The 18,125-nt window shown below is 68.6% G+C and carries 15 protein-coding genes; 7 read left to right on the top strand and 8 right to left on the bottom strand.

The window, feature by feature from the left end:
- Positions 1-144: 144 nt before the first annotated feature.
- A complete protein-coding gene (locus tag KO481_RS02455) occupies positions 145-486 on the top strand; it encodes a hypothetical protein (protein WP_215915258.1) in 342 nt (113 codons plus the stop codon).
- Between the two features lie 30 nt (positions 487-516).
- On the opposite strand, the gene KO481_RS02450 is transcribed toward KO481_RS02455, so the two are convergent.
- Positions 517-693, bottom strand: a complete 177-nt coding sequence (locus KO481_RS02450; RefSeq protein ID WP_215915257.1) for a hypothetical protein — start codon at positions 691-693, stop codon at positions 517-519.
- Positions 694-710: 17 nt separating this feature from the next.
- On the opposite strand from KO481_RS02450, the gene KO481_RS02445 reads away from it, so the two are divergent.
- A complete protein-coding gene (locus KO481_RS02445) occupies positions 711-1,364 on the top strand; it encodes a hypothetical protein (RefSeq protein WP_215915256.1) in 654 nt (217 codons plus the stop codon).
- A gap of 8 nt (positions 1,365-1,372) precedes the next feature.
- Here the strand turns inward: KO481_RS02445 and KO481_RS02440 are convergent, their stop codons facing one another.
- Entirely contained in the window at positions 1,373-2,308 is a 936-nt protein-coding gene (locus KO481_RS02440; RefSeq protein WP_245400230.1) for an NADP-dependent oxidoreductase, read from the bottom strand.
- A 75-nt stretch (positions 2,309-2,383) separates the two neighbouring features.
- On the opposite strand from KO481_RS02440, the gene KO481_RS02435 reads away from it, so the two are divergent.
- The gene (locus KO481_RS02435; RefSeq protein ID WP_215915255.1) at positions 2,384-2,776 is read left to right on the top strand and encodes a winged helix-turn-helix transcriptional regulator; all 393 of its coding nucleotides are present in this window, start codon (positions 2,384-2,386) and stop codon (positions 2,774-2,776) included.
- Here the strand turns inward: KO481_RS02435 and KO481_RS42705 are convergent.
- The 4 genes from KO481_RS42705 to KO481_RS02420 form a co-directional block, all read right to left on the bottom strand.
- Positions 2,712-2,948: a DUF6529 family protein gene (locus tag KO481_RS42705; RefSeq protein WP_308166255.1), complete on the bottom strand. Its 237-nt coding sequence runs from the start codon at positions 2,946-2,948 to the stop codon at positions 2,712-2,714. The two genes, KO481_RS02435 and KO481_RS42705, sit on opposite strands and share 65 nt — an antisense overlap.
- 163 nt (positions 2,949-3,111) lie before the next feature.
- Positions 3,112-5,259, bottom strand: a complete 2,148-nt coding sequence (locus KO481_RS02430; protein ID WP_215915254.1) for a 3-hydroxyacyl-CoA dehydrogenase NAD-binding domain-containing protein — start codon at positions 5,257-5,259, stop codon at positions 3,112-3,114.
- 37 nt (positions 5,260-5,296) lie between these two features.
- On the bottom strand, positions 5,297-6,508 hold the full coding sequence (locus tag KO481_RS02425; RefSeq protein WP_215915253.1) for an acetyl-CoA C-acetyltransferase: 1,212 nt from the start codon (positions 6,506-6,508) through the stop codon (positions 5,297-5,299).
- 326 nt (positions 6,509-6,834) lie between these two features.
- Positions 6,835-9,795: a DNA polymerase III subunit gamma and tau gene (locus KO481_RS02420; RefSeq protein ID WP_215915252.1), complete on the bottom strand. Its 2,961-nt coding sequence runs from the start codon at positions 9,793-9,795 to the stop codon at positions 6,835-6,837.
- A 553-nt stretch (positions 9,796-10,348) separates the two neighbouring features.
- On the opposite strand from KO481_RS02420, the gene KO481_RS02415 reads away from it, so the two are divergent.
- From KO481_RS02415 to KO481_RS02400, 4 genes are all read left to right on the top strand, one after another.
- Positions 10,349-11,185: a hypothetical protein gene (locus KO481_RS02415; RefSeq protein WP_245400229.1), complete on the top strand. Its 837-nt coding sequence runs from the start codon at positions 10,349-10,351 to the stop codon at positions 11,183-11,185.
- Positions 11,186-11,369: 184 nt separating this feature from the next.
- Positions 11,370-12,653 carry an ammonium transporter gene (locus tag KO481_RS02410; RefSeq protein ID WP_215915251.1) on the top strand — a complete coding sequence of 428 codons (1,284 nt, stop codon included), beginning with the start codon at positions 11,370-11,372 and terminating at the stop codon, positions 12,651-12,653.
- A 79-nt stretch (positions 12,654-12,732) separates the two neighbouring features.
- Positions 12,733-14,973: an MMPL family transporter gene (locus KO481_RS02405; RefSeq protein ID WP_215915250.1), complete on the top strand. Its 2,241-nt coding sequence runs from the start codon at positions 12,733-12,735 to the stop codon at positions 14,971-14,973.
- Positions 14,973-15,659, top strand: a complete 687-nt coding sequence (locus KO481_RS02400; RefSeq protein ID WP_215915887.1) for a TetR/AcrR family transcriptional regulator — start codon at positions 14,973-14,975, stop codon at positions 15,657-15,659. The genes KO481_RS02405 and KO481_RS02400 overlap by 1 nt, the downstream gene beginning before the upstream one ends.
- Here KO481_RS02400 and KO481_RS02395 read toward each other — a convergent pair.
- Both KO481_RS02395 and KO481_RS02390 read right to left on the bottom strand, forming a co-directional pair.
- A complete protein-coding gene (locus KO481_RS02395; RefSeq protein WP_215915249.1) occupies positions 15,656-16,933 on the bottom strand; it encodes a neutral zinc metallopeptidase in 1,278 nt (425 codons plus the stop codon). The two genes, KO481_RS02400 and KO481_RS02395, sit on opposite strands and share 4 nt — an antisense overlap.
- Positions 16,934-16,997: 64 nt before the next feature.
- Positions 16,998-17,936, bottom strand: a complete 939-nt coding sequence (locus tag KO481_RS02390) for a neutral zinc metallopeptidase (protein WP_215915248.1) — start codon at positions 17,934-17,936, stop codon at positions 16,998-17,000.
- Between the last annotated feature and the right edge of the window lie 189 nt (positions 17,937-18,125).

Genomic DNA, 18,125 nt, shown 5'->3' with positions numbered 1-18,125 from the left:
TAAGTCGGAACACGATCGCCGATTTCGACATTCGGTGGTTCCTTGCCGGCGATGTCGAAACCGCGGGTTCGGCTCCGACTCCTTGATGACGGTCGATTCGCGCGAAAGCGAAACGACCACCGAAGATTCCGGAAAGGTTCACAGATGAAGCGATACGTCGTTCTCTACCACGCTCCGCTCTCCGTCGCGGCACGGTTCGCACAGGCGACGCCGGAGCAAGCCGAGCAGGGCGCGCAGCTGTGGATCGACTGGGCACGGCGGATCGGCACCGCCCTGGTCGACCCGGGCAAGCCGCTGGGCAATGCGCATCGGGTCACGCGGGCCGAAATCACCCGGGCGGACAGCACGATCATCGGAATGTCGATTCTGCGGGCGGAGACGATGGACGACGCGCTGGGCATGGTCCGGGACCACCATCACCTGTCTTGGGCGCCGGAGTGCGAGGTCACGATCCTGGAGGAGCAGCCGATACCCGAGCTGCAGTGAGCTCGGCCGTACCTCGGGCCGGGTCGGGGATCAGCGCTCGTCGTCGGATTCGACGGGCCCGGCCTGCTCGTCGAGGCGGGCACGCAGCCGGTCTCTGACCTGGTCCGGGGTGTAGGCGCGCCGCTTGCGTTCGGACCGAACTATGACGACTCCGGTCGCCGCGACACCCGCGGCCCCCGCCAATCCGACCACTTTCCACCAGCGCATGCGCCTAGGCTAATCCCGTGCCACGCGAAGCGCCCTCGAATATCGGTTTGGATGATGCGGTCGAACTCACGCGAACGGGCGATCTGTGGCTGTTCCGTGGGCATTCCGGCGCCGACCGCGCGATCCGGGGCCTGACCAACAGCCCGGTCAACCACGTCGGCATGGCGATCGTCGTCGACGACCTCCCGGCCCTGATCTGGCACGCCGAGCTCGGCCGCGCGCTACCGGACGTCTGGTCGGGCAACCACCATCGCGGGGCCCAGCTGCACGACCTGCGGGCCGCGGTCCTGCGCTGGACCCACGAGTACGGGCAGCAGGCGTGGCTCCGCCAACTGGATCGTCCGGTGCGCCGCGAGATGGAGGACGCGGCCCTGCGCACGGTGGCCCGCCTGGACGGCATGCCCTTCCCCTCGACCAGCGCCCTGGCGGGCCGCTGGTTCCGTGGCCGGGTACCGCTGCCCCAACGCCCGAAAACCCGTGCGCCCGAGACCAGTCTGGAAAACGCGTACTGCGCCGAAATAGTCGCCATGACCTACCAGGCCATGGGCCTACTGCCCGGCAAGCGCCCCAACCGATACGACCCGGGCAGCTTCTGGAGCGGCGACCACCTGCGGCTGGCCGAGGGCTATCGCCTCGGCGGGGAAATCACGGTAAACGTTCCCGCCCACTGAGGTACAGCTCACGGCGTCAGCACGAGGCGACCGGACAAGCGACCGGCAGCGAGGCGGGCGTGGGCTTCGGCGGCGGCGTGCAGCGGGAGGGTGTCGGCGACGCGGGCGGTGAGCCCCTGCCCCGCGAGACGGGCGAGCGCTTGCCCGTCGGCGTGAATCCAATGGTGGTGCACCGCGATACCGCGCAACGGGGTCGGATCGGCGCCTCCCACCACGGTGACGAAGCTGCCGCGGTCGCGGACCGCGGCAAGAGCGCGGATGCCGGCCCCGGAGGTGTCGAATGCGGCATACACGCCGCCGGGGACGAGCCGGCGCACCTCGGCCACGAGGTCGGCATCGCGCGACAGAGTCCACTGCGCGCCGATCGATCGGAGAAAGTCCGCATCGGAGCCCTGCGCGATCACCCGAATGCCCTGCTGTGCCGCAAGTTCGACGGCGAAGCCGCCGACGGCGCCGGTCCCGCCCGTCACCAGGAGCGTGTCGCCTTCGGACAGACCGAGCCGGTCGAGCGACTGGGCGGCGGTGAGGCCGTTGAGCGGCAGGGTGGCCGCCTCGACGGCCGAGTGCCCGGGCGGGGCGGCCGCTACCGCGGTGGCGTCGAGCACCAGGTAGTCGGCGTACGCGCCGAACGACACGTCGAGCAGGTCACGCAGTCCGATGACCTGCTGCCCCACGGTGAACCCGTCCACGCCCGGACCGAGCCGGTCGATCTCGCCGGCGACATCCCATCCGATGCCGGTCATCTCGCGCGGCGCCATCAGCCCGGCCTCGGCCAGCGCGCCGGAGCGGGTCGCCAGATCGACCGGGTTGACGGTCGCGGCCGCCACCCTGATCCGGACCTGCCCCTCGCCCGGTTCCGGGATCGCCACGTCGATGATCTGCAACACTTCGGGTCCGCCGTAGCCGCGAGCTACCACGGCTCGCATCAATTCTCGCCTGGTCATGAACGCCACTATTCGGGCGCTACCCTTCACAAGGAAGTACGCACTTCGAAGTGCCCACCGCACCGTGAGGTACCGATGACCACCCGAAACGCATCGCAGCTACGCCTCGAACGCAGCATCGCTTACGACGCCTACCTGGCCGATTGCCCCGCCCGCAAGCTGCTGGACCGGATCTCCGACAAGTGGGTGAGCCTGGCGGTCAACGCGCTGGCCGACGGGCCACAGCGCCACAGCGACCTGCAACGGCGGCTGGCCAGCGTCAGCCAGAAGATGCTCACCCAGACGCTGCGAAACCTGGAACGGGACGGCCTGATCACCCGCACGGTCCAGTCGTCCGTGCCGCCGCGCGTCGACTACGAGCTCACCCCGCTCGGGCGCTCGCTGCTGCCGCTCATGCAGGCCATCAAGACCTGGGCCGAACAGCACATGGACGAGGTCGAGGCGGCCCGCACCGCTTACGCCAAATGAGGTCCGGCTCGGCAAGTTCCGCACGCGGAGTCCGAAAACCACTGCGGGGTAACGGATCCGAATACGAGCCCGCCAGCACCGGCACGAGCCAGAAAGGCGTGCCGCGCAGCCGCAATGCCAGCATTTTGGCGGCGAACGCACCGTAGAAAGCAGTTCCGGCGATCGAGTGCACAAGAATCCGGGGCGGAATCCCGGCAACGCGGTGGTACCGATGCACCCACCGCCCTGCATGACAGCGGTAAATCCATCCGGCCGTGGTGACGCGTCCCGTATAAACGCCCCCGGCCCGGACCACGCGGGGTGATCCGGGCCGGGTTGTGCGGTAACGCTATTCGCTACTTACGCAGCGAAGCAGGCACCTGGAAACGCTCGCCGTACTTGGCGGCCAGCTCGTCGGCGCGGGCCACGAAGGCCTCCTGGCCGCCCGGGTAACCCACGATGAACTGGTGCACGCCACCGGTCCAGGCCGGGTAGCCGATGCCGAAGATCGAGCCGATGTTGGCATCCGCGGTCGAGGTCAGCACGCCCTCGTCGAAGCACTTCTGGGTCTCGATCGCCTCGATGAACAGCTGGCGGTCGATCAGGTCCTGGAAGGGAACCTTATCCTCGGTGCTGGTCTTGAAGTGCTCGCGCAGGCCCGACCACAGGCCCAGGCGCTTGCCGTTCTCGTCGTACTCGTAGAAGCCCGCCTTCTCCAGACGACCCGGGCGACCCTCACCGACCATGTAGTCGATGACGTCCTGCGCCGGATGCCGCTTGGCGCCCAGGGTGTTGTCACCCTTCTCGGCCGCCTCCAGGCTCTCCTTGGCGATCTTCTGCATGAGCTTCATGTTCAGCTCGTCCGAGAGCTGCAGCGGCGCAGCCGGGTAGCCCGCCTGCAGACCCGACTGCTCGATGCTCTGCGGGTCGATGCCCTCGTTCAGCATCGAGATCGCCTCGTTGACGAACGTGCCGATCACGCGCGAGGTGAAGAAGCCGCGGCTGTCGTTGACCACGATCGGGGTCTTGCGGATCGCCAGGGTGTAGTCGAACACCCGGGCCAGCGCCTCGTCGGAGGTCTTCTCGCCCTTGATGATCTCCACCAGCGGCATCTTGTCGACCGGGGAGAAGAAGTGGATACCGATGAAGTCGCTCTCGCGCTTCACGCCGGTGGCCAGCTCGGTGATCGGCAGGGTGGAGGTGTTCGAGCCCAGCAGCGCGTCGGGCAGGACGACGTCCTCGATCTCCTGGAACACCTTGTGCTTGAGCTCGGTGTTCTCGAAGACGGCCTCGATCACGAAGTCGACACCCTCGAGATCCTTGGCCTCGGCGGTCGGGTGGATGCGGTCCAGCAGCGCCTTGGACTTCTCCTCGGTGGTCTTGCCACGCGAGAGCGCCTTGGCCTCGATCTTCTCCGAGTAGTTCTTGCCGCGGTCGGCCGCCTCCTGCGAGACGTCCTTCAGCACGACCTCGTAGCCGGCCTTGGCGGAGACGTACGCGATGCCCGCGCCCATCATGCCCGCACCCAGCACGCCGACCTTCTTGATCTCGCGCTTGGGCACGTCCTTCGGACGCGAACCACCGTTGTTGATGGTCTGCAGGTCGAAGAAGAACGCCTGGATCATGTTCTTCGCGACCGGGCCGGTCAGCAGGTTCACGAAGTAGCGCGACTCGATCAGCGAGGCGTTGTCGAAGTCGACCTGGGCGCCCTCGATCGCGGCCGACAGAATGTTCTTCGGCGCCGGCATGTTCGCGCCCTTGAGCTGCTTGCGCAGGTTGGCCGGGAAGGCCGGGAGGTTCGCGGCGAGCGCGGGGGTGGACGGGGTGCCGCCGGGGATCTTGTAGCCCTTGACATCCCAGGGCTGCACGCCCTTGTCCGGGTTGGCCTTGATCCACGCCTTGGCCGCGGGGACCAGCTCCTCGATCGAGCCGACGACCTCGTCGACCAGGCCGATGCCCTTGGCCTTGTTCGCGTCGTACTCGTTGCCCTGCAACAGGATCTGCAGCAGCGCGGTCTGCAGGCCGAACTTGCGCACGGTGCGGGTGACGCCGCCACCGGCGGGCAGCAGGCCCAGCTTCACCTCGGGCAGGCCCAGCTTGAGGCCCTTCACGTCGGCCGCGATGCGGTAGTGGGTGGCCAGGGTGATCTCCAGGCCGCCGCCCAGGGCCGCGCCGTTGATCGCGGACACGACCGGCTTGCCCAGCTGCTCGAGGCGGCGCAGCGCACCCTTGATCTCGCCCAGCTCCTCCATGATGGCCGCCGCGTCGTCCGGGCCGGTCTTCATCATGTTCTTGAGGTCGCCGCCGGCGAAGAAGGTCTTCTTCGCCGAGGTGATGACGACACCGGTGATGTCGTCCTTCTCGGCCTCGAGGCGCTCCACGGTGGCCAGCATCGAGCTCTTGTAGAGCTCGTTCATCGTGTTGGCGCCCTGGTTGGGGTCGTCCATGGTCAGCACGACGATGCCGTCGGAGTCCTTCTCCCAGGCAATCATGTTGTCGGTCATAGTTTTCGGTTCTCCTGAAGGAAGTCTGGTCCGAGGATTAGACGCGCTCGATGATGGTGGCCACGCCCATGCCGCCGCCGATGCACAGGGTCACCAGGGCGTAGCGGGCGTTGCGACGCTCCAGCTCGTCGACCATGGTGCCGGTGATCATCGCGCCGGTGGCGCCCAGCGGGTGGCCCATCGCAATGGCGCCGCCGTTGACGTTCAGCTTCTCGTTCGGGATCTGCAGATCCTTCTGGAACTTCAGCACGACCGAGGCGAAGGCCTCGTTGATCTCGAACAGGTCGATGTCGTCGACGGTCAGGCCGGCCTTGGCCATCGCCTTCTGCGCGGCCGGGGTCGGGCCGGTCAGCATGATGGTCGGGTCGGCGCCGCTGATGCCGACCGAGACGATGCGGGCGCGCGGGGTCAGGCCCGAGGCCTTACCAGCCTCCTCGCTGCCGATCAGGACCATCGCGGCGCCGTCGACGATGCCCGAGCTGTTGCCGCCGTGGTGCACGTGGTTGATCTTCTCCACGAAGTGGTACTTCTGCAGCGCCACCGCGTCGAAGCCGCCCATCTCGCCGATGCCGGCGAAGGAGGGGTTCAGCTTGCCCAGGTCGGCGGCGGTGGTGCCGGGGCGCATGTGCTCGTCGCGGTCCAGCACGGTCAGGCCGTTGAGGTCCTTGACCGGGACGACGGACTTGGCGAAGTAACCGCCGGTCCAGGCCGCCGCGGCGCGCTCCTGCGACTGCACGGCGTAGGCGTCGACGTCGTCGCGGGAGAAGCCCTCGATGGTCGCGATCAGGTCGGCGGAGATGCCCTGCGGGACGATGTAGCTCTCGTAGCTGGTCTTGGGGTCCATGAACATGGCGCCGCCGTCGGAGCCCATCGGCACGCGGGACATGGACTCGACGCCACCGGCCAGGACCAGGTCGTCGAAGCCCGAGCGAACCTTCTGGGCGGCCAGATTGACGGCCTCGAGGCCCGAGGCGCAGAAGCGGTTGATCTGCACGCCGCCGACGGTGTCCGGCAGGCCGGCGGTCAGCACGGTGGTCCGGGCGATATCGGCGCCCTGGTCGCCCACCGGGGAGACGACACCCAGGATGATGTCCGAGATGCGATCCTCGTCGAGGTTCGGGAAGCGGTTACGCAGCTCCTGCACCAGACCGGTCGTCAGATCGATCGGCTTGACCGAGTGCAGCGTGCCCTTCTTGTTGCGGCCGCGCGGGGTGCGGATGGCCTCGAAAATGTAGGCCTCTGTGGTCATAACGGAGTTCTTCCTTCCTTAAGGTGCCCCGACACCGCGCACTGCGGCACCGGGAGCAGGTAAACCTCGCCGACCGGCCGTGGGACCGACCCGCTCGAGTTGGCAGGCAACGCCCCGGACCCCGCGCGTGCGCGCAGGTGGGTACTGCCCCGGACACGTCGTATAACGCTGTACAAACGCCGGCGCGCATCGAGCCACCGGCGTTCCAGGCGCCCATACTCTCGGGCCGACCGTAGAACCTGGTAGCAGCGATGCTGACGACCACCCGTTCATAGTACAGCGGGATGCGAACTCCGGTTAACTTAAGGCCGTAGGCCCGGTGGCTGTCAAGCCTCCAGGCGGGTAGCGCCCAGTTGCGAGCTCAACAGCTCCAACGCCACCTCATCGGGGTCGCGCCGCTGATCCTGCGGGACCGGGGTGGCCGACTCGGCGAGCATTTCCCGCTCCTCCTCCGGCGTCGACGCAGGTGGGACACCGTCATAACCTACCGGCGAGTAGTCGGCGAGCCCGGGATCGTCGGGCAGGTCGGGTCCGTCCGGGAGGGGAATATCGTCGTCGGGGGGTGTGGCACGAGTCACCGGCTCGCGGCCGGGGCTCCGGCCCGAATCCCCGCCCGCGGCGGGACGGCCGGAGGCGGCGCCGGAATCCGATCCGCCGCCGCGGGCCTGGCTGGGCCGGGTGAACCGGGGCGGCTCGGACTGCCGCGCGGGGGCCTCGCGCTTGGGTGTGCCCTGTGGTTTGGCGGCAGCTCCCGGATTGGCGGCGGGCGCGCCTGAGCTGACCTCCCAGCGCACCTCGTAGGTGCGTCCCAGCACCGCCTGTATCGCGGATTGGACCGCCTGCACATTGCTCGGCTGCGACAGCCGCTGGGCCAGCGGCTGGTGCGGATGCGCGCAGACCACCGTGTCGCCCTCGAGCCGCGCCACGGTCGCCCCGGACAGCAGCGCGGACACCGCGACACTGAATTCCCGCACCTTGGCGCGGATATCGCCCCACGCGGTCTCGATCTCACCCAGCTCGCCGCGCACCGAGCTCGTGGACTCGGGGTGCGGCTGCTGCGCCGGTTCGGACTGGGCGGCAGGTTCGGACTGGGCGGCAGGTTCGGACTGGGCGGCAGGTTCGGGATGCGTCGCGGGCTCGAACTGCGCGACCGGCTGAAGCTGCGCCGCCGACTCGGCCTCCCCGACGGGCTGAGGCCGTGCCGCAGGCTCGGATTGCGCGACAGGCCGAGGCTGTGTCGCAGGCTCGGATTGCGCGACAGGTTGAGGCCGTGTTGTCGACGCCACATCGACGTCACCGGCCGTGCCTCGCTCGACCGACTCGGTGTGTTCATCGACATCGCCCCCGGCCGCACGGGAGTCGCGTGGCGAGGCGACATCGGTCGGCGCCTTGGGAACACCATCAGCCAGGGCGCCGGGCGAGAATGCGAACTCGGCCGGATCCGGTCCGACGGGCGCTGTCGAATCCTGCTGCGGCACTCCGGACCCCGCGGCCGGGGCCGAGGGACGGGTCGACTCGAGGTCGACGGGCAAGGCGGACGCGGGAGGGGTTGCCGCATGGGCGGCAGCCGGGGCGGACGTCGGGCGGATGGTCTCGGGGTCCGCGACCGGGGCGGACGCAGGAGGGGGCGACACAACGCCGGCGGGTGTACCCGAATGCGGTTGCGCCGACCGGCCCTGCTCCTGTGCGGGCTCCACGGAGACTGCGCGTTCGTCCGGAACCGATTGCGGCCCTGAGGATTCCGGCTCGGCAGCGGCACGCGCGGAATCCTGCTGCGGTCGAGACGATTCGGGGCCGTCGGGCGCCTGAGCCCGCTGGGCCGGATGTGGCCGCTGCTCGCTCACTCCGCCGACGGTCGGACGCGCGGGGTTCGCGGGCGAATCGCTCGGTGACGAGACGGATCCGCTGGAATCCGCTGGCGCCGTGGCCGTTTGCGCGGCCGAACCAACCGCTCCCCCGCCGTCTGCGGCACGTTCCTCCCGCATGGCGGCCAGCATTTCCGCGCCGCGGCGGCGGGGCGGGCCCTCCTGTTGCCCACCGGCCGGTGGGCGCGGCTGTTCGGGGGCCCCGTCGGCAGGGGCGGGCGGGTGCGCGCTCGCCGCCGCGCCGGGTGCGGGCGCCGGGACCACCCCGCCCGCCAGCTGTCGTTCGAGGCGCTCGAGGCGCTGCAGGGTGGCGGATTCGTCGTCCGAGGCCACGGGCAACAACATCCGCGCGCATACGACCTCGAGCAGCAGGCGGGGCGCGGTGGCGCCGCGCATCTCACCCAGGCCCGCGTGCAGCAGCTCGGCGTAGCGGGCCAGGGCGGCCGGGCCCAGGCGCTGCGCCTGGTCGCGCATGCGCTCGAGCACATCCCCGGGGCCGGTGACCAGATTGCGCTCGGCGGCATCGGGCACCGCGCGCAGCAGGATCAGATCGCGCATACGCTCGAGCAGGTCTCCGGCGAAGCGGCGCGGATCGTGCCCGCCCTCCACCACGCGATCGACGGCGCCGAACAGGGCGGCGCCGTCCGAGGCCGCGAGAGCCTCCACCGCCTCGTCGATCAGCGCGATATCGGTGACACCGAGCAGCGCCAGCGCCCGCGGGTAGGTGACGCCCTCCGGCCCCGCGCCGGCCAGCAGCTGATCGAGCACGCTGAGGCTGTCGCGCGGGGACCCGCCGCCGGCGCGGATCACCAGCGGGTACACCGCCTCCTCGACGGGCACGCCCTCCTGCTCACAGATCGTGCCGAGCAGCCCGCGCATGGTCGCGGGCGGGAGCAGGCGGAACGGATAGTGATGGGTGCGCGAGCGAATGGTCGGCAGCACCTTGTCGGGCTCGGTGGTGGCGAAGATGAAGATCAGGTGCGCGGGCGGCTCCTCGACGATCTTCAGTAGCGCGTTGAAGCCCGCGGTGGTGACCATGTGTGCCTCGTCGACGATGAACACGCGGTACCGCGATTCCGCCGGCGTGTAGAAGGCGCGATCACGCAGCTCGCGGGTGTCGTCCACGCCGCCGTGACTGGCCGCGTCGAGCTCGATGACGTCGAGATTGCCCGGCCCGCCCGGCGCGAGCGCCACGCAGGACGCGCACACCCCACACGGGCGCGAGGTCGGCCCCTGCTCGCAGTTCAGCGAGCGCGCGAGAATGCGCGCGGAGGAGGTCTTACCGCAGCCGCGCGGGCCGGAGAACAGGTAGGCATGACTGATCCGGCCGGTGTCCAATGCGGTACTGAGGGGCTCGGTGACGTGCTCCTGCCCAATTACCTCAGCGAATGTTGCCGGTCGGTACTTCCGGTACAGAGCCACGGCCCGAGGGTACCGGCGACCACTGACAGTGTTGAACCGGCGATGGTTCCGCGGGTCTGCGTGGCGACCATCCGCTGCCACTACCGCCCGGCGGCGCGCATCGCCGGCCGCGCCCCGATCCTTCCGAGGGCGCGCGGTGACGCTCCGCCGCCTGCCGATCACCGGTACGCATCGCGGGCTCCACCGCAATCATTCCTCGGTCCCGTTCGTGCGCCACGCAACCAACCCCGGTAGCAGACGCCCGGGCAAACAAATTCGAAATACAACCAAATTCGCCCGTATACCGAGCTCGAACCGCATCGTGCGCAAATTAACAAACTGCCGCCCCGTTTCGGAGTGACAACACGGACATAACGATCCTGTAAAGCGATTGGCTTCAAAGGCAATCCACTGGCTAACGTAGGTCTCGGCAACTTCGGTAGCCAAACCTTCATCAGGTTGGTGGCCCCGACCGGTCCCTCATCCCGGCCGGGGCACAACCTGAAAATCCACAGCATGCATCGGGAGTTCTACCGATCCGCCGCGTCGCAATCCCGTCCACGTACCGGAGGAAATGTCGACCGTGCAGTCGTGTGACGACATCGCCACTGCCTGGCTCTCGCATACCGAATTCGCCGGCAACGCCGGCGCCACGAGCCTGCTGAGCAGGGCGATCAGCCCCGCGGACTTCGCACTCAATCGCGACTCGCTGCCGGTATCCGCGGCCGCCGACCCACGCACCGCCGCGGCCATCCTGGAACTGCTCGAACGCGGTCAGGTGCCGACGATGGCCGCCATTCGCACCCTCATCGTGCAGAACGAGATGCGCGCCGAGGCCGAGCGCATCGAACGCCTGGGCAAACGCGCGCAGCGCGGTATCGATGAATTCGGCCGGGTGCTGGCGACCCTGACACACGAATACTGGGCGGAACACGGTATCGGTCCCACGCGCCGCGACATCCTGCACTCCGAACCGGTGTTGTCACTCATTCGGGAACAAGTCGGCGAAATCGCCCCGGCCGCAGTCAAACACCTCTGGCTTATCGAACGAACCCAGCGCGCCGGATGGATCGCATTCAACCCCACTCCCCGATCCCTGTGCGCGGCACGGCGTTTCCACTCCGCGAAATTCGGAAATCGGGTTTCACTACGTCCGGTCACTGTCATCGGCACGCTCGTCGCCGGTTACCTGCACGACTATCAGACCGAGCACTCCCGCCCGCCGCGCTGGTCCGTACTCGCCCACGAGCTGCGTGACGACCGCGGCCGCCGGGTGTTCAACGACACCGCGGACGCTCGGGCGCAGCAGCAGTGGCTGGTCACCGCGGAATGGCTGGAGCTGCACGACGACCTCCCGGCACCCGGACCGCGCGGCCGCCGCGCGCTGGCCCGCAAGGCCCGCCGCTCCTAGGCCGGTGCACCCATTGGCGAAGCCCGTCCGTCGATAGGTGTGGCCGATGGCGGATGAATCACACCTGCTTCTGGCACCCGGGGATGGCATGGCGGCGGAGCTTGCGGAGCCGACGGGGTGGGTAGGCGCTGTGCGTATTCGGTAACTTTCATGCAACGCCGTCGCGCGTGGAAGGAGTTACCCCATGCCCTCGACCATCGATCCCGCCGCCACCGCCTGGCTCCTGGCCAGCACCGCCCTGGTGCTGCTCATGACGCCCGGCCTGGCGGTGTTCTACGGCGGGATGGTGCGCTCCACCGGCGTACTGAACATGCTGATGATGAGCTTCATCGCGATCCCGCTGGTGACGGTGACCTGGTTGCTGTTCGGCTACACCATGGCGTTCGGCCCGGATGCCGGCGGCGGAATCATCGGCACCCTGTCACATGTCGCGCTGTCCGGCATCAACCCCGGCACCGTGCGCGACGGGGTCCCGGAGCTGCTGTACGCGACTTTCCAGCTAACCTTTGCCATCCTCACCGCGGCACTGGTCAGCGGCGCGATCGCCGATCGCGCGAAATTCTCGGCGTGGATGGTGTTCGTGCCGCTGTGGACGCTGCTGGTGTACGCGCCGGTCGCGCACTGGGTGTGGGGCCCGCACGGTTGGCTGTCCTCGTTCGGCGCGCTCGATTTCGCGGGCGGCATGGTCGTCGAGATCGCCTCGGGCGCTTCGGCTCTGGCACTCGCGCTGGTACTCGGCCCGCGCATCGGCTTCAAGGTCGATGCGATGCGCCCGCACAATCTGCCGTTCGTGCTGCTGGGCGCGGGCATCCTGTGGTTCGGGTGGTTCGGCTTCAATGCCGGATCGGCGTTGCAGGCCAACGGCATCGCGGCGGCGGTATTCCTCAACACGCTCGTCGCGGGCTGCCTGGGCATGCTGGGATGGCTTGCGGTCGAACGGATTCGCGACGGTCGCCCGACGACGTTCGGTGCCGCCTCCGGCGCGGTGGCGGGCCTGGTCGCGATCACCCCGTCGTGCGGTTCGGTGAACACCCTGGGCGCGGTGATCGTGGGACTGGTTGCGGGCGTGGTCTGTTCGTTCGCGGTGGGCTGGAAGTTCAAGGCGGGCTACGACGATTCGCTGGACGTGGTTGGCGTGCACTTCATAGGCGGCATCGCGGGCACCCTGCTGATCGGCCTGCTGGCAACCAAGGTGATGACCGGCGGCGCGCGCGGGCTGTTCTACGGTGGCGGCCTGACCCAGCTGGGTAAGCAGACGGTGGGCGTCCTCGTGGTCGCACTGTGGGCCTTCGGGGTGTCGTTCGTGCTGGGCAAGATCATCGACCGCACGCTGGGCTTCCGGATCGGCAAGGAGGACGAGGTCACCGGCATCGACTTCGCGCTGCACGCCGAGACCGCCTACGCCGAGGGCGTGCACGGGCACGCTCCGCGCGGGCTGTTCGGGCCGCAGAGTGACCGGAGTCACTGAAAATCGGCTCTTGCGTCCAGATAGGTTAACGGCGTTACTATAACGTCGTTAACCTATCCGTGGCATTTGGGGGCCGACCATGCTGACCCGTATCGCGCGATTCTCGACCCGGTTTCCCCGGGCGATTCTGCTGGCCGCACTGGCCGTGGCCGCGTTCTGCGGGCTGTTCGGGGCCTCGGTCGCCGCACACCTGCAGGCCGGCGGCTTCACCTCCACGGACGCGGAGTCCTCGCGGGCCGCCGCGCTCCTGGCGACCAACTTCCACGGCGCCCAGCCGAATTTCGTGCTGCTGGTCGAGTCCGGTCAGGGCGCCGACTCCGCCGCGGCCCAGCGGGTGGGCACCGAGATCGCCACGAAGCTCACCGCGCGATCGGACGTGGTCGGGGTGCGGTCGTACTGGACGAGCCCGCCGGCCGCCAAGTCCGCGCTGCGCAGCGCCGATGGGCGCAGCGGCCTCGTGCTGGCCTATCTGACCGGCGGTGACGACACCGCGCAGAAGACCGCGGGCACCATCGCCGCCCAGTTCGACGGGACCACCTCGGGGGTCACCGTCCGGGCGGGCGGACTGGCCTCGATCTACCACGATGTGAACGGCCAGATCACCAAGGACCTCGCGCTGGCCGAGGGCGTGGCCGTGCCGCTGACCGCCATCGTGCTGACGATGGTGTTCGGCAGCGTGATCGCCGCGGCGCTGCCACTGGCCGTCGGGCTGTTCGCGATCGCCGCCACCCTGGCCATCCTGCGCGGATTCACGCTGTTCACCGACGTGTCGGTCTACGCGATGAACATGACCACCGCGCTCGGGCTCGCGCTGGCCATCGACTACAGCCTGTTCATTGTCAGCCGCTTCCGCGAGGAACTGCGAAACGGCCTGGGGCACAGGGACGCCGCGATCCGCGCGGTGCAAACCGCCGGGCGCACCGTACTTTTCTCGGCGCTGACCGTCGCTCTGGCCCTGGCCGTGCTGAGCGTTTTCAACCTGTACTTCCTGAAGTCCTTCGCCTACGCCGGTGTCGCGGTGGTGGTCGCGGCCGCGGCGGCCTCGATCGTGCTGCTGCCCGCGGCCCTGGTGCTGCTCGGCGACCGGGTCAACGCCCTGGACGTGCGGGCCGGGCTGCGCCGGGCGCTCCGGCGGCCCGCGCCGGCTCCGGTCGCGCCCGAGCGGTCGCGGTGGTACCGGACGGTGAATTGGGTGATGCGGCATGCGATTCCGGTTGCCCTGGTGATTCTCGCGGCACTGCTGGCGGTCGGATCCCCGTTCCTGGGCGTGAAATTCGGCTTTCCGGACGATCGCGTGATGCCCGTGGGCTCGGACAGCCGTACGGTCGGCGACGAGTTGCGCAGCCAGTTCCCGGCGGTCGGCGCGGGCAACGGCGCCACGATCGTCCTGGACGGATACTCCGGGAATGTCGCCCCGTACGCGACGGCGCTGTCCAGGATCGAGGGGGTCTCGGCGGTGCTGTCCGATGCGGGCGTCTACATCTCGGGCGGCCGGGCGGCGGCATCCCTGCCGGGCATGGCCAACGCGTCGGGCCAATACCTCACCGTCGCAACGTCGGTGAATCCCTACTCCCCGGCCGGACAGCGGCAGTTGCGGGAGCTGCACGCCACGCCCGCGCCCGCGCCGGCGCTGTTCGGCGGCAGCGCGGAAATGGACGCCGACGGCCTGCACACGCTGAGCGCGCAGCTACCGCTGGCGGTGGCGCTGATCGCGCTGTCCACGTTCATCGTGCTGTTCCTGTTCACCGGCAGCGTGGTGCTGCCGCTGAAGGCGGTGCTGATCAATACGTTCTCGCTGACTGCGATGTTCGGCATGATGGTGTGGATCTTCCAGGACGGCCACCTGTCGAATCTGCTGGGCTTCACCGCGACCGGATATCTGGTGCCCACGATGCCGATCCTGATGTTCTGCCTGGCATTCGGCATGTCGATGGACTACGAGGTGTTCCTGCTGTCCCGGATCCGCGAGGCCTGGCTGGCCTCGAAGCGCACGGCCGCGGACAATACCCACTCGGTCGCGATCGGGGTGGCGCACACCGGGCGGATCGTTACGGCCGCGGCGCTGCTGATGGCTATCGTGCTGGGGGCCATGGTTTCCTCGAAGGTGTCCTTCATGCAAATGTTCGGTCTGGGCCTGACCCTGACCGTGCTCGCCGATGCCACCGTCATCCGCGGCCTGCTCGTCCCGGCGCTGATGCGGCTGCTCGGCACGGCCAACTGGTGGGCGCCCGACCCGCTGCGGCGGCTGCACGAAAGATTCGGATTTCACGAGGAATCCGCCTCCACCTCCCCCGAACCCGAACTGGTGAGCCAGCCGTGATGGCGCCCCGGCCACGCTCGGCCCGCGGCGCCGGCGCCCAGCTTCGTGACGAGATTCTCGACGCGACGCGGGAACTGTTGGCGCGCACCGGAAATGCGGACGCGGTGTCCATCCGGGAGGTGAGCAAGCTGGTCGGGGTGAGCGCGCCGTCGATCTATCGGCACTTCGCCGACAAGGACGAGCTCATCGATGCCGCGGTCGCGCAGGTCTTCGAACACGTCGACGCCGCGATGGCCGCGGTGGACGATCCGGAGCAGTCACCGATCACCCGGCTGCGCGCTCAGGGTCTGGCGTATGTGCGGTTCGCGCTGGACAATCCGGAGCAGTACCGGCTGGCATTCCTGGGGTCCAGCGAGCCGGGCGCGGTGGATCAAGTGCTGACCAGCGGCGCTGTCGTGCGGTTCACCCAGACCGTCAAGGAGGCAATGGAATCCGGCGTCATCACCCCCGGAGACCCGCTGCCGATCGTCCTCGAACTCTGGGCGGCCGCGCACGGCATCGCCTCGCTGATCATTGCCAAACCCTATCTGCCGTGGGGCGATACCGATCTCATCGTCGATCGGGTGCTGGGCGCGGCCTGCGTCGGGCACGTGGTCGTCGACATCATGGGCGGTGGACCGGTACCCGACCCGGACGAGGGCGCGAAATGGCTGGCGGCGCTGCGGGAGCGCGCGGGGTCGGATTAGGAGACGTCGCCGGACGGGGCGGCCCAGGTGTTGCACTTCCACACACGGTCGTTGGGCACACCGACGTTGCCGAACCAGTCACCGTAGTGCTGGCTGGTGCCGTGATCGTGAATGTCCACCGCCTGGCTGTCGTCCCCGCGCCCGTACTGGTCCTTCTTCATGTAGTTGATCTGGTCAGCGGAGAACATGCCCACATAGCCGGCGGCCCCGATGTACATGCCCGAGAAGCACTGCGCCTCCAACTCGAGGCGGCGAGACAGTTCCAGACCGGTGTTCGCATCGAAACCTGCGTCGTCACGCTCGGATGCCTCCTGATCCCCGATACCGCTGAGGGCCTGCACATGATGCCCGTACTCGTGCGCGAAGACCTGGAGATAGACGTACCAGCGATCACCGAAAACGTCGGTCTGAACGTGGTCCAAGGGCATGTAGATAGTGTGGTTCGCCGGGCAGTAGACAGCCGCGTAATTGCTGTCGCCGCTGCAGGGGGAGGTCAGCTCCGCAGCCTGCTGCGGAGCCTTGACCGTCGGACTGAAGAACGGCAGATTATGTGCCGCCAGGACCGGCTGCCACTCCTTGTCCAGGCACGACTTCGCGGCCTCGAAGAAGGCAGTTGCCGCGGTTTCGGTTGCCGCCCACCGCGGGAGGCTGCACTTCGCGTTCGGCAGCCCCTCGTTGTGATCGGCGAACAGGGGGTTGTCCGTGAGCTTGCGGACCGGTTTCGGTCCGGCCGGTGTCGTCACCATGGTCGTGGTGGGTTCGGCGGAGGTGCCCTCGGATGTCGCTGTGGCGGCGGCCGATTCCGTGCTCGGCATCGGCGCGGAACTCGGCGTCGACGGGTACGTGAAGCTCGGGGTGGTTTTCTCCGCGGTCGAGGAGGTGTCGTCGCCGTGGGTCACGGCCGCGAAGAACACCAGGGTGCCCACCATGCTGAGCACCACCAGCACCCCGAGCGCCGCGACGACCACACCGGCGCCGCCACCACCGCCGCCCGACGGCGGACGACCGTAGTACCCGGCGGGCGGCAACGGCGGAAGTTGCTGCGCCCCAACCCGATACCCGGTCGGCGGCAAAGGCGCACGATAGGGCGGACGCGGGCCCTGCGGACCGCCGTATCCGGCCGGGCCACCGTAACCCGGCTGCCCACCATATCCGGGCCGCCCTCCCCCGGGCACGCCGCCGAGGCCGGGCGGCATGCCACCGGGCGGCGGGCCGTGGGGCGGTCGGCCGGACTGCGGGAAACCGGGACCTTGCGGATACGGGGGCTGAGTCATGACTCGATCAACTCACTCTTGGCGAAGGGTTCGATGAAAGCTGGTGCGGTATCGGAGTTTCGAATCAACTCACCTTGTCGGACGAGGCGGTGAAGGTATTGCACTGCGAGGTGTTGTTCTGCTGGACCCCGGTCATGAACCAGTCACCGGTGTGCTGCGAGGTGCCGTGGGTTCGCATGTCGCCCTTGGCATCCCCGCGCCCGTAGTTGTCCTCGCGATCGTTGCTGAGCTGGTTGGCGGTGAGCGAACCGGCCTTCGAGGCGGAGGTGATGTAGAGACCGTCGAAGCACTGCGCCTGCAGCTCGACCCGCCGCGAGGTCTCGAGCCCCTGCGACGTCGTATCCCCGGCGTCGTACTCCTGCTCGTTCGCGGCCTTCATGATGCCGGTCAAATTCTGGATGTGATGGCCGAACTCGTGCGCGAACACCGAGAGGTACACCTCCCAGTGATCCCCGAACACGTCGGTCTGCAGCTGACTGAGCGGCAGGTAGATCGTGGAGTTGCTCGGACAGTAGAAGGCCGCGAAGTTACTGCTGTTGCCGGTGCACGGGGTGGTGAGCCCGTCGGTTGTCGCCGGGACGCTCAGCGCCGGGGGCGTGAACGGCACATTCACCTTGGCGAGCACCGGCTTCCAGGCATTCGCCAGGCAGGTGGCGGCGCTCTCGAAGAATTTGCGGGCCTGATCGACCTGTGTACTCCACGGGTCGTAGTCGCAGTGGGCCGGGGTCAGTGCCCAACCGGGGGCCGCCAGTACCGGATTGGTCCCCGTCGCATCGACACCCGATGAGGGCCCGGTCGGTCCGGACGTGCCGGAGGTGTACGTGAAACTCGGGGTCGGTCCGGCCTCGGAGCTCGACGCGGTATCGACGGCGCTGTGAATACCGATGCGCACCAGCGCGGCCGCCACGATGACGACCACGACCGCCAGGATCGCTCCGATGGCGCCACCGCGCCCGCCGCCGCCGGGACGCCCCGGGGGCGGTCCGTAGGGCTGACGCCCCATCGGGGGCCCGTACGGCTGCGGACGCACACCCGCCGGACCGTACGGTTGCGGCGGCGGGTATCCGCCGGTCCCCGGATATTGCTGCGGCGCACCGTATCCGGGCTGCTGTGGATAGCCGGGTTGCTGTGGATAACCGGGCGGGGCTCCATACGAGGGTTGCCGGAGATAACCCGGCTGCTGTGGATAGCC

The sequence above is a fragment of the Nocardia albiluteola genome (assembly GCF_018860155.1).
GTDB classification, from domain to species: Bacteria; Actinomycetota; Actinomycetes; order Mycobacteriales; family Mycobacteriaceae; genus Nocardia; species Nocardia albiluteola.
This window is presented reverse-complemented; position numbering and strand designations above follow the sequence as displayed.